The 11,960-nt window shown below is 38.0% G+C and carries 11 protein-coding genes; 4 read left to right on the forward strand and 7 right to left on the reverse strand.

Translation table 11 applies throughout. The annotated features are described in order from the left end of the window. Positions 1-629: 629 nt before the first annotated feature. Complete coding sequence (locus GJU39_RS22185; RefSeq protein ID WP_154283190.1) at positions 630-1,286, reverse strand: hypothetical protein; 657 nt, start codon at positions 1,284-1,286, stop codon at positions 630-632. A 722-nt stretch (positions 1,287-2,008) separates the two neighbouring features. Between GJU39_RS22185 and GJU39_RS22190 the strand changes: the two genes are divergently transcribed. After that, entirely contained in the window at positions 2,009-2,824 is an 816-nt protein-coding gene (locus tag GJU39_RS22190) for an alpha/beta fold hydrolase (protein WP_154283191.1), read from the forward strand. Between the two features lie 603 nt (positions 2,825-3,427). On the opposite strand, the gene GJU39_RS22195 is transcribed toward GJU39_RS22190, so the two are convergent. The 6 genes from GJU39_RS22195 to GJU39_RS22220 form a co-directional block, all read right to left on the reverse strand. Continuing rightward, a complete protein-coding gene (locus GJU39_RS22195; protein WP_154283192.1) occupies positions 3,428-4,084 on the reverse strand; it encodes a hypothetical protein in 657 nt (218 codons plus the stop codon). Beyond that, positions 4,085-4,306 carry a hypothetical protein gene (locus tag GJU39_RS22200; protein ID WP_154283193.1) on the reverse strand — a complete coding sequence of 74 codons (222 nt, stop codon included), beginning with the start codon at positions 4,304-4,306 and terminating at the stop codon, positions 4,085-4,087. 765 nt (positions 4,307-5,071) lie between these two features. Beyond that, entirely contained in the window at positions 5,072-6,634 is a 1,563-nt protein-coding gene (locus tag GJU39_RS24230) for a reverse transcriptase domain-containing protein (protein WP_167515741.1), read from the reverse strand. 315 nt (positions 6,635-6,949) lie between these two features. Next, positions 6,950-7,975 carry a BT4734/BF3469 family protein gene (locus tag GJU39_RS22210; protein WP_154283195.1) on the reverse strand — a complete coding sequence of 342 codons (1,026 nt, stop codon included), beginning with the start codon at positions 7,973-7,975 and terminating at the stop codon, positions 6,950-6,952. Positions 7,976-8,056: 81 nt separating this feature from the next. Beyond that, positions 8,057-8,833, reverse strand: a complete 777-nt coding sequence (locus GJU39_RS22215; protein ID WP_121282073.1) for a nucleotidyl transferase AbiEii/AbiGii toxin family protein — start codon at positions 8,831-8,833, stop codon at positions 8,057-8,059. Then, positions 8,823-9,836 (reverse strand): type IV toxin-antitoxin system AbiEi family antitoxin, encoded by a 1,014-nt coding sequence (locus GJU39_RS22220; protein WP_167515742.1) that lies wholly within the window; start codon positions 9,834-9,836, stop codon positions 8,823-8,825. The genes GJU39_RS22215 and GJU39_RS22220 overlap by 11 nt, the downstream gene beginning before the upstream one ends. An 818-nt stretch (positions 9,837-10,654) precedes the next feature. Here GJU39_RS22220 and GJU39_RS22225 point away from each other — a divergent pair. From GJU39_RS22225 to GJU39_RS22235, 3 genes are all read left to right on the forward strand, one after another. Next, positions 10,655-11,128 (forward strand): hypothetical protein, encoded by a 474-nt coding sequence (locus GJU39_RS22225; protein WP_154283197.1) that lies wholly within the window; start codon positions 10,655-10,657, stop codon positions 11,126-11,128. Positions 11,129-11,201: 73 nt separating this feature from the next. Continuing rightward, on the forward strand, positions 11,202-11,687 hold the full coding sequence (locus GJU39_RS22230) for a DUF3347 domain-containing protein (protein ID WP_245228063.1): 486 nt from the start codon (positions 11,202-11,204) through the stop codon (positions 11,685-11,687). Positions 11,688-11,742: 55 nt separating this feature from the next. After that, positions 11,743-11,937, forward strand: a complete 195-nt coding sequence (locus GJU39_RS22235) for a hypothetical protein (RefSeq protein WP_209437711.1) — start codon at positions 11,743-11,745, stop codon at positions 11,935-11,937. The last annotated feature ends 23 nt before the right edge of the window (positions 11,938-11,960 follow it).

Raw genomic sequence — 11,960 nt, forward strand, 5'->3', positions numbered from 1 at the left:
ATATAAGAAAATAAACCCATAAAAACAAGTCAAATAGTTGGTAATCAGATATTTAAACACTTAACTTAATGACATTGAGCGCAGGCGTGCCGCGTGTGCAAATAAACGATCCCTAAAACAAAAAAAAGCCCATCTTTCGATGAGCTTTTAATCAAGTAGCTGTTACTGGACAAATTTCTAACTTTTTCTTGGCTGATTTACAAGAATTGGCTAAAGTTTCAAATTATTTTAAACCTTAAAATAAGGTTCGTTTTTGAGACAGGTTTCCCTTTAGCGGTAATTGGAGTAGATAGGAATTTACAGCTATTGAAATATGTGGAAGTTTTTATGGTAATGGATAAACGGCTGTCATTTGTTCCCGCTCGCCAAAAAATAATTTGAATAAAGCATCTTGATTATTAATTTATCTATCAATAAATAAAAATTGGAGGCAGGGGGTTAGATAAATTAAGCTATACACGAAAAGCAAACATGTCAGCACTTTACACTCGATCATGCTATGTTGTCGGTTATGATAGTTCACCAATCCCCAAGGTACAACGAATTGGTGTAATCAGCTTAAGCGCATGGTTAAGCCATGCGAAATAATCCACATAGCGGCTTATCAACAGCTTAACAGAGCGGGTCTGCTAGATTTTTCCGCCCTTTTTCAAACCAGCTAAGATTATACTGGAATAATTAGTGTCTCCAACTATAGGCAGATCTATTGTACAACTACTAAAGTCCTTGCTCCACTTCACTATAGGTTGCCCGGTTTTGTTTAGCGTATTAATCGTAATCGCAATTTTATTCGCAATCGGTCTCCACCCTAATGCGACCCCAACGCCTCTTTCAGGATTCAAGAATTCTCCTATAGTCGCTAAAGTCGTCATGCCGAGTTCGTAGCTATTATCGGTTAATTTAACCCCACTTGCATTTAATGTGATATGCAATTTGCCCGAGATTTTGGCGATTTCTTTGGCACATGCAGCTTTTTGTTCAGCTGTTGTGTTTACGGATGTTTTTTCTGCTGAGTTTAAGATATCAGTGCCATAAACTTTATCAAAATACTTACCTAAGTATGAACTTAAATAAGAAAAAGTTGAAATGTCAAAAGAGCGCTTATCTGACATAATCCTGGTAAACATTTCCGATGGACCATTAATAGTGACGCTTTCTTGTATCACCTTAGCCCTTGACCAATTATATTTTTGTTCAAGTGTTTGTACAATATCGGCAGTTGTCTGTGCCTTGGTATAAAAAGGGGTGGCTAAGCAAAAAATAGCGCAAAATAAAAACAGTCTCATTTCTTTAATTTTTTAATAGGTGGATGATTTAATAAATTATTGTAGAACCTGAAGAAATTTAGACTTCAATTTAATGTCATGATACAAATTAATTTAATCACAATTCCGGTTGTAAGTTCAATTATCGTTAATAAGCGATTATTGATGTATCAAATTTCATTTAAACATATATTTTCTTTTGAGATTCAAATTAGAATCGTAGTTAAATTAATAACAGTTTATTTGACTAATAGTTTAATAATAAGTAAAACCGCTTTAATTGGCTGGTGTTTATTGTTTACAATTTTTCTAGCAAAGATTTCTATTTCTAATTGTTGGAGGTAGTGCTTGCAAATTTTCTGCTTTCGAGCCTCCTCGCTTACGCACTCGTGCCGCGTGTGCACACTACACCCGCCTACCTTAAACAAAAAAGCCCATCTTTCGATGAGCTTTTGATCAGTAGGGTCGAGCTGCAATATGTCAAACCTTTATGAGCATTGCGAGGCTATAGTAAATTTTGAGAAATTGGTTAATAATCGGGTTAAAGGTGAATATCGAAAGAAGAAGTAATAGCTGGTAGAACTACTCCATTAAAGCCAAATCAAAGCTTCTTGTTCTAGTCCTTTTTTATATTTATGCAAGAGTGGGATAATTTGCGGAATTTCTGGCTCCTCTATCGTTTCCAATGCAAAGTTGGCTTTCTGATTATTGGTTTAAAACATTAAGTTTGTGAAAATAAAATCATGTATAAGCTTTTTGCGTTTTTAACGGTCCTGTTTTTCTTAATATCCTGCAAAAAAGACAAATCCCTGGAAGTGTCTTTTAAGGAAAGTATGTTGCAATTAAGTACGCACAACCTGGCAACCTATTCCATTGGGCCAAACAGTAAATATCTGGTTGTTTTTGAATCAGGGCTTGGCAATGACCATACAATATGGCAAACTAAGAGAGTTGCAGAAGATATTGGTGCTAAAATGGATGTGGTGGTTTATGACAGGGCCGGCTACGGAAAATCTACTATTGATCATACACCAAGGGATATCAACAGACTTAGAATTGAGCTCCAATCAGTAGTAGACAAATACGCTAATGGCCGAAAAGTGATATTGGTTGGTCATTCTTTAGGAGGCCTGGTTATAAGGGATTTTGCCATTAAAAACCCAGGTATGATTGCAGCTTTATTGTTCGTTGATCCTTCACACGAAAATGTTCTTCGCCTTACGCAGGAAACAGAGGATATACTTTATAATTCCATCAATAGCAGTAATGGTCCAAATTTTGGAGGAACGAAAGAAACCAGACAATTAATTGAAGATGCGCAATACATGGCAACCTTACCCAATCTGCCGAATGTCCCAGTAGTTGTTTTGACTGGTATGAAATCAGATCCCGGTTCAACGGGAAACACTCAGGATTTGTATAATGCTCACGAATTGTTAAAAAGCGGTGTTACGGACTTTACTCATATCATGGATACAAATTCCGGGCATTTTATTATGATAGACAACCCAGGTCTTATAATTGAAAAATTTAATCTGTTGATTTCTAAATTGCCGTAAGATCAGGTTTTTACACAGCATGTAGTTTCCCATAATGGTCTAAGTCAAATATAATAAAAATTGAATTTAGCTCTATGTAGCATCGTGAAATACAGAATCTTTTGGGATTGATCCGATACACGTAGGGTTTAGATGGAAATTCGCACGAGCATTACTCGAGTAAAACGACAGAAAATAAAAAAGCCTTTAGCTTTTTAATGCTAAAGGCTTTATAATTAAGTAGCCGTCACTGGGCAGATTTCGAATTTTTTCTTGGCTGATTTGCAGGAATTGGCAAAAGCTGCCAATTACTTTAAAACTTAGAAGTAGTTTAATAGGCAGTTTTCGGATGATTACCCAGACTATTTTGATATAGATTCTTACGGAAAATTTGTGATTTTGTTATTCACTATATTGCTAATTGGAAAAATTTGCTAGGTAATTGTGTGAAAATTTGCACCAATGGTTCATTTAGTATGAAAAATTTGTGTAGAGACTACCCATTGAGATCGTTTAGTAAGAAAAATTTGTAAATAAATCTATAGATAGCGCAATACCAAAACATCTTCAGGAAATCATTTTTTCTTCAAGTGATCCTGAGAAAGTCCGTTCAGTTGAGGTAGTTTATCTTCTTCTCCTTTTAGAGGATGGTTCTTGATTCGATTTGGAAGTTATATCTTCCTGAAGTTTCGATAATCTCTCCTCTAGAAAAGGCAGGATATTTTTTATAGCCCAATTTGGCATCTGCTTTTCTTTGAAAAGAAATCTGCCCGTATGTTCAACAGAAAGGATTAAATCAGGACCTCCAATGGGTTTAACATCATAGAGATATAATCTATCAAATAATTCCAAATTTGATTTTAATAATGTAAACGTGTTGTGGTACATTTGGAATATTGTTTTGTCAGAAATAAAATGTCCTCCAGCGTTAAATCTTTGGTCTGCCCTACTCCAGCATAAGTTTACATCTTCAGTGAAAAATAGATGTAACTGAATGCTATTTTTTGGTTTGTAGGTAATTAGTTGCTTTAAATCCTCATATTGCCAATTGAATCCCAGATTGGTTTCGTAACCGAAATTCTTATTGGTATCTAAAACTTCAAATATTTCTTTTTTAAACTTATCACTTCCAGCTTTGTCAGGGTCGGAATTATTTTGTTCCCTATATTTTAGATAAAAGTAGTCTTGATTAAGATATAACTCACCATTCACTAAAATGGATTCTGATGCTGAAGTTTTACCAATTCCTGGTGGTCCGGCAATCACAATTATTTCAGCCATTTAATCAATAAATTCTATTTTACCATCATTATATTCAGCTATCATTTTATTATCTGAAGCTCTTCGGTACACCAATGGCTGATTGCGGGAAAATATGTTTTCCCTAATATTCATTTCTTGCCATTTTTTATATTCTTCTTGAAGCTCGGGGCTCATTTCCCAGTGGTCCTTTTTGAACTTATCAGGCTTTTTCCCATATTGCAATTTAATTTCTGTTTCCATGTTGCTAATATTTAGATCATTTTTTAATCCCTTATGGTTAAAAAGTACATCCACTCGTAACTTAATTTTGGTCACTCTTCAAAACTGAAAAGTAGCCTCTCAATATTCTTAGTGCGGTTAAACATTGTCAAACCAAATATAATGTAATTTGTTTGGGTAGACAAGAATCTCGGATAAAACAAATATCGAAATTGATTTGATCAAAGAAGGTTATGTTAGGCAAATCCAGAAAGTAAATTAGAGGTCAATGACCCGGAAATCTCCAACTGTGGACAAGGTGCTCAATGATGTTGTACTACATGATAATGTAAGAAGTATATTGTTTCTAAAAATCCAATGAGAGAATTAAATAAGATTTTCTCATTTTCTGATCGGAAGTGATTTTAGATTAAAGAAAAGACATTTGGAGGTAGGATGGAATGTGGAAAAAGTCCTCTAAAGTATAAAAGCCCATCTTTCGATGAGCTTTTAATCAGTAGGGTCAATCCGCGAAAAATCGAACTTTTATGAACATTGTGAGGCAATAATAAATTTTGAAAAAGTGGTCAATAACAAGATTGAGGGACAGTATAGAAAAAAGAGAAATGCTCAACCGAAATAATCAATATCGATTCAAATCTTCTGCCTTAACAATTTCCAGTAATATGAAACCTATTCTCATATTACTTGAATCTAAATTAATGCATCTCAAAAAAATATCTGACGGGAAAAAATCTCTAGTATAATATTGCAATTCCACAAAGAAATCACAAAAGGGGCAGCCAATTATTTTGTTGCCTCATCATTTTTTGCTTTCAGCGTCTGGTAAAAGTAGCTGTAAGGATTTCCATGGTAAGTCTGCTCAATTTGCTTAATTGAATCATTTTCCTCCGCGTCAGGCTTCTGCTCTTCAGCCTTCATCTTAGCAATCTTTTTCCTAAGTTTCAATAACAACCGGTTTCTGCTACTGTCCAATCTTTTAAGCTGAATCCTCGAATATTTATTGTCTGTCAAAAGTTTGTAGCCGCTTACCCAACACATTTCGTTTTTCATGGTTTTGTAGTTCCAAAGTGCGACCCTCCCGACTGACATACCAATTAGCCTGCTGGCGACAGATTCATAAATTGTGTTCTTCTCACTTCTGCATAATGGGTCTTTTAAAATCAATTTTAGATCTCCAACGACCTTGTACTGTTTCTTCATTTCTTTTATCAAAGAACTTTTGCGCACCCTTATATGTCCCTGATAGTGCACTTCGTATCCAACAAAACCAATCCATGGAGATCCGGCAGCCCGGTCGCTTCCCCATTTGTAACAGTATTTTGATTTTTCCTTCCAAAAGTGAGCGTGGCTGCTATATGGAGTGGCTACTGGAATGTGAATGACAAGTTTTCGATCTTTTATCCCATGCATGTAGGCTTCGAACGCTGAAAGGCATTTTTCTCTTTTCGGATGGATGATCAGCATATCGTCGCAAAATCTCACATATAACAAATCGCCATCCTGGTGCTTCATAATTTTTCGGTCTACATTGTTCAGTACTGCATTGGCTATCAGTCCGGAGAGTGCGCCGCCTTGAGGTATCCCAATGCGCACATTGCCAAGGTGCTTATAGTATCCACTTTGAAGAAGCTCGTTTTTTACCCAACCATATTCACCGTTCGGAATCTTGAATGTCTTGAAATGGGACTGGTTATTGTTTAAGAGCAACACCATTTTATTGAAGGTGTATACCTTCAAGTAATCGAAAAGTATTTTTTTTGCATTGGCAAGGTCATCGACTGATTGTTCTCTAATCAATTTTCTGTTAAAAAACTGGTTAAATACTTTTTTTATTACCGAATGGTTGACTGTGTCGAAGAATTTTTTCATGTCACATTCTGCGACATAAAGTGCGCCATCCCCATACTGCTTCCTGTATTCCATTACCTCCGCTACTGGCTCGTGGTGCGTAGGGCACATCATCTTGCCCTTGATCAACCTTTTTGATCGGAAAGCATAGGAGCTATCAATGAATAGTGGGTCGAAAATTGCTGTAAGATATCTATTGGTAACGCTTAATATGATTTTGTCCTTTAGTCCAAAAGAAGCAATCGGACGACATATATTAACCTTAACTGGATCAGCTTTGTCCTCCTTGAGCAGGGGAATGATCTTAGGCGCTCCGATCTTATAATCTCCTCCATGTACGGCATTCTGAATCTCCTTGATGAAAGCATCGAGCTTACTAAGAAACGGAGCATCTGGTTCGCATGCTCTGTAATACCTTAGGGTGGCATATAATGACATCAATGTCTTTTCACTGCTGCTAACTGCAATGTCATCTTTAATTCTTTTTCTTTTGAGCACAGTCTTCCATTTTTTTCTGGGAGGGAAAAAACTGCACAATAGTTCTTCATTTTTCGAAGGCTTAGTGTTATGGTAGTTGTGGGCCGGATTTCCCGTATGGATGTGGATCAAATGCTCTTTGTTACGCCTGTGGGCTAACTTGACCCGCATTTTGCAAAGCATCTCCAAGATAACCCGGTCAGTAGTATAGTCCCTAAGTGGTCGCATAAAAGAAAAGATAGGGGTTCCTGACTAGAAAATACTGAACTATTTGAGCGCCTCCCAACTTTGTCGTGCACAGAACGGCCGTTAATACTTGCGACAGTGAATCCATTTTCATGATTTCTCCGCCACCTTAGGTACCCCTATCTCTTCTCCATAGCCAACTTTCTTGGCGTAAAATATTATGGTTCCAAAGCTAAACCTTCCCATCGAATTGGCAAAACAATATTCCAACATATTTTTGCATGCTGTTTCATCGAAGGCTTTGCCATCCATCTTTGATAGGGCAAGGTAATATTTTAAAGCAAGTTCGTGGGTAAATATATTGGCCATGGCATATCCGATTTCATACCAGTTTTGGAAACTGCTGGTAATCGACAGGTTTCTCTTTGTAAGGAATCTGATGATTGCCTGGATTCGGGCCCGGCTGGACTGGCTGTTTTTGCCCTTTGGATTAAATTTCTGATCCATGGTAGCCTCTGCCGAATACGTATATTCTGCAGACTTTATCGATTCCCGAGTACGGGTTATTTCTTCTGGTGAATAAACGATTGGAAAGGAAAGGATTTTATCCTGAAGGAAAAGTAAAGGATCATGGGAGAAGAAGCATAACCTGGTCACATCGCTTCCGCTGGTATCGAGGGCTATTCCGTATTTCTCAAGAAAATAATCATATATTTTCCTAAAGCCATAGGTATGGTGAAAGTTGATTTGGGCAGCTAGGGTATCTGCAGGAAATTCAAAGTGGACGAGCCCCTTCACTCCAGCCATAGATGGCGACTCCCAAAAGGTGAAGACATATGGGTCGTCGGCAAACTGCATTTTTACCTGTTCCAACTGTTCCGCTGTAAGTTTATCTATATCGAGTACGCACAGGCCATTGTAAACTGCTATCGATTGACGCTTCCTTTTTTCAGTAAAATCAGCAGCAAAGGTAACAGCGGGAAGTTTTCTTTTTTCCTGGTCATAAGTATCTCTATCTCCCGCAGCAAGATACCCGCGAAGCCTGTCCACCTGTTTTTTGTAGGTGCCGTTTTTGATCATATCCAGACTCTGGCCTACAGTCAGGTGTCTGGTGATGCCGCTCCAGGAATTATACTGGAAAGCGACCGGTTGAGAACGTATTTCTTCGAGCGTCATTATGGTGGATTAATTCATGGATAAAATATAAATAAGTTTGGAACTTGCCTGGTTCAAGAGTAATGAATCGCGTAAAAATGGTTAGGTGTTTTCATTGAGTCCATCAAGCATTGCCGACCATCTCGGTGTTGGTCTTTTTGTCAATATTCCGGATATCCGTTCCAGAAGCTTTGGCGAGTCCTTGAGCATCAGGTGCATTTTGCGTCCGATCACCCTGGCGCAAACCAGTTGTATATAGTCACGTTCATTAGTGTCATACATCTCCATCACATCGAAGTGATGCTCATAGATGTCCCCATCATAAAGATCAAAATAACTCTGAATGATGTGCTCGATATCACTGATGTCCTTGGTCCGTTGCGGCCTGTCATCGTTTGCAAGCAGTTTCAGCATAATGATTCCTTCCATGGAGCACACTTTTATCCTTTGTCCGTCCGTCAGCTCAACATCCTGCACGAACGGATAAATCTCAGTGAAGCCGGGCATATGGAGTACAAATGTGGGGTCAGTTAGCTTTACATTGCCGTCGGGTTCTTCTATTTTACCAAATGGCAAAAGGTCAAGCTCTACCGCTCCTTTGTAGAAAAGCTTTATGGCTTCCGACTCATGGACCTCGAAAAGGCCTGTAGAGACTAATTCCGACTTTATCCTATTGTACTGTCCCTGGTCATTTATCGTAATGGCTAGGTCAACGTCCTTAGTCATTCTGGTAGAAGCGAGTTCCTGGTTCACAGAAAGATTGATATCGCGTGCGACTGCCCCAACCAGGTAAAAGTCAATTTCGAATTTTGAAAATACTTCCTGAAGAACCGCGAGCATTTCCGATATGACCGGTTCTAGTATATACCTATTTAACATATTTTTCCTTTATGCGTGCCGCGGTTTCTCTGTTTCTGCTGTCTAAGCTGCTGATTAGTTCTGCATAGGCCAATAGGGGCGGAACTGTATCCCCGCCGTTGAATATTTCTTCGTTCCAGAATGGCCTGAGCAGCTCTACCTCACCATTGTGGTCGGGAACGATTTTCATTTTCTTCATCAGATCAAACCGGTCCTGGTCTGAGTAGATGGTATAGACTTCAGGCGATAGGTATTTTGTTAAAATGGCGCCGGCAGTTTCTCCTCCCCAATAGATCCCAAGGTCAGATGCCGCATGACTATGCCAATTTTCCCTGTCCTCCTTCTTGTTGAACCGGAACTTGCCAACTAGTTGCTTTGGTCTGAGTGTAACTCTGTACATGTCTGCCCATTTGTCGATTAGTATCTGCCTGTTATCAACCAGGAGCATTTCCTGTTTGTTCCTTGAACCTTCTATGATGAAGCCTTCACGTTTCATTTCATAAATAAAGTTTCCGACATTTCCCAGTGCAACACCGGCGGTATAGGCAATCCTGCGGTACGGAGCGTTCAATAGTTCTTCGTCCATCAGCACAGCAAAAATGAACTTCATGCCTGATGGTGCCCATAACTTGGTTTCTTCTATTGCTAAAGGCTGGTTCTTTTGGTCGCTCACATAGATGTACATGCCCTTGGTTGCTATATAACAATTGCCTGAACTTTCCAGGTAGCTGATCCCATTGGCCTTCATTTCATCTTTCATCGGAGCAGGTATATATCTTGATACCATCAACAGGTTCCCATTTATGGTCTTTTGTTTCTCCAATAGGTTGGCTAGTGCGGCGGTTCGGATCTCCGTTTTTACCTCGACTTCTAACAGAACGCTTTGGTGGCCATGTTGCAACTCTATGATCGCATCTGCTCTTCTTTCCTTGTCTGGTCTGTCCAGCACCTTTATTTCCATCCCCGTCAGCTCCATAAGCTTGCTCAATGCTGGCAGTAATATCTGTTCATGCTTGATGTTCATAATTTTAGTATGTTCATGTAACATGAACAAGCAAATATAATGAACATTAATCTTTACTACAACTTAAACTATTATTATGTTCATTAATAATGTTATGTTCATGTATCGTGAACGCGTCTTATTCATGAACACCATGTTCTCAACGAACATCATTTCCTATATAATTATGATCATTAACTTATAGATTGGTATGCAAATCTGATCCCGCATTGTCCTAGTAAGCATCAGAAGCGAATTGTTAAATCCTACATATTTCACTCTCTGAATGATATAATGGAGAAAATGTAGGAATGGATGGTGGATTACAAATGCCGTCGACCACACCAATACTTTTAATGCGATAGAAAACTCACTCAATGCACCCTTAAACAAAAAAAGCCCATCTTTCGATGAGCTTTTAAGTAAGTAGAAGTCAATCCGCGGAAGTTCGAACCTTTTTGAGCATTGCGAAGCGATAGTTAATTTTGAGAATTTGTTAAACAATAAGGTTGAAGGGCAGTATCGGAAAAAGAAATTTCTATAAGTTTTACCAAGGAATTTATGATTTTGAAATCTGTTCCAAATGCTTCTTTAATGAATTGTTTCCCCTATTTTGTATTATCAAGAAACGACCGTTTTTTGATAAACAGCGAAAAAGTTAAATATTGTTGCAAACGCTTAGGTATTTTTATAAAGTATGCTCTTTTGTCGCTTTAAACTAGCTTTTCACCAGGTGAAAATTATATAACATTTTATGGAGATAATGTAAGTTATGAAACATAAGGTTAGCTATCTTTGTAGTTACTACGGTATTAATAAATAATTCTACTTTCATATAAATGAAAATTAGTTTATCCAGACAGTTTAAAGCAGCCTTTTTAACTTTTGTATTCTTATTGAATACCTTAGTCGGCTTTGCCTGTGCGGTTGGGATGGATATGGGCTTTAACGCAAAGCACCATGAAGACCAAAAAGTTGTTAGTTCCGGCAAGCATACTCACAAGAACGGCAAACATCATGATCATGCAAAACATAGCCATGATCAAAGCACTGGTGATCATCATGCCTCAAAAAGTCAAAAAGATAACTGCTGCAAAGAACAAGTAGACAAAATAACAAAAGCCGATAAGCTGACACAGCCTGGGTTTAATTATAGTCTGTTATCCTCTTCATTTTTTATTTTGCCTTCGACAGTTTATCGAATAGGCGAGACGGTCACTTTTCCAGTAAACGTTCCTAATACCTATTTTGTCCGGCATTGCCGTCCGCCAATTCCCGACGTACGTATTGCCATACAAAGTTTCCAAATTTGATTTTAAAGTTTGATCATTTCCTGAATGGTATTAACCATTCCAGCTAAGTAATTATTCTATTAAAATCAACAAAATGAAAAAGATATTTCTAATGGTTGCTATTATTGCAACTTCCTTTGTGCAATATGGATTTGCACAAACCGACCATGCTGGTCATCAAACGCGAGATGTTGCGCTCCTTCCTTTATATTACAATATTAAAGATGCCTTAGTAAGTGGTGATGCAAAACTTGCAGCTTCAAAATCCCAGGAATTCGTTAAAGCGGTAAACAGCACTGATGCGAAAGTAATCAATGAAACTAATAAGAAAGCCTTATTGGAACATGCTGGTAAACTTGCTAAAAGCAAAGACCTTAAAAGTGAGCGTGAGCATTTTGCCGGTCTTTCAACCAGCATGATCACCCTGGCCAAAGCATCAAAATTATCGGCTGAACCTGTTTACCAAATGTATTGCCCAATGAAAAAGAGTAATTGGCTAAGCAGCGAAAAAGCAGTTAAGAATCCATATTACGGCAGCGCTATGCTGACCTGCGGAAATGTAGTTGAAACTATAAAATAACTATCGTCTAATTGCCCCAAGCAATAGCTTGGGGCTTTCTTACTATCTAAAAAATATGAAAACAGCAATATTAGGTATGGCACTGGCCATGCTATTATTCTCTGCTTGTAATAGTGGGATTAAAGATACTGGCAATACCGGGAAAGTAATTGATACCGGACAAACAGGATCTACCGCAAAAACAGTCGAAGCAGTCTGGAATTGCAATAGTATACTAGAGGTTTTTTTATTGTCAGATTATTTTTTTTGAGAAGCATTACTTTAGATTCCGCT

This window comes from Pedobacter petrophilus (genome assembly GCF_009674725.1).
Lineage (GTDB): Bacteria > Bacteroidota > Bacteroidia > Sphingobacteriales > Sphingobacteriaceae > Pedobacter > Pedobacter petrophilus.

Excerpts from the sequence above, each read along its gene's own strand:
- GJU39_RS22185 (WP_154283190.1), bottom strand. The coding sequence starts at position 1,286 with ATGAGACTGTTTTTATTTTGCGCTATTTTTTGCTTAGCCACCCCTTTT.
- GJU39_RS22190 (WP_154283191.1), top strand. The coding sequence starts at position 2,009 with ATGTATAAGCTTTTTGCGTTTTTAACGGTCCTGTTTTTCTTAATATCC.
- GJU39_RS22195 (WP_154283192.1), bottom strand. The coding sequence starts at position 4,084 with ATGGCTGAAATAATTGTGATTGCCGGACCACCAGGAATTGGTAAAACT.
- GJU39_RS22200 (WP_154283193.1), bottom strand. The coding sequence starts at position 4,306 with ATGGAAACAGAAATTAAATTGCAATATGGGAAAAAGCCTGATAAGTTC.
- GJU39_RS22210 (WP_154283195.1), bottom strand. The coding sequence starts at position 7,975 with ATGACGCTCGAAGAAATACGTTCTCAACCGGTCGCTTTCCAGTATAAT.
- GJU39_RS22215 (WP_121282073.1), bottom strand. The coding sequence starts at position 8,833 with ATGTTAAATAGGTATATACTAGAACCGGTCATATCGGAAATGCTCGCG.
- GJU39_RS22220 (WP_167515742.1), bottom strand. The coding sequence starts at position 9,836 with ATGAACATCAAGCATGAACAGATATTACTGCCAGCATTGAGCAAGCTT.
- GJU39_RS22225 (WP_154283197.1), top strand. The coding sequence starts at position 10,655 with ATGAAAATTAGTTTATCCAGACAGTTTAAAGCAGCCTTTTTAACTTTT.
- GJU39_RS22230 (WP_245228063.1), top strand. The coding sequence starts at position 11,202 with ATGAAAAAGATATTTCTAATGGTTGCTATTATTGCAACTTCCTTTGTG.
- GJU39_RS22235 (WP_209437711.1), top strand. The coding sequence starts at position 11,743 with ATGAAAACAGCAATATTAGGTATGGCACTGGCCATGCTATTATTCTCT.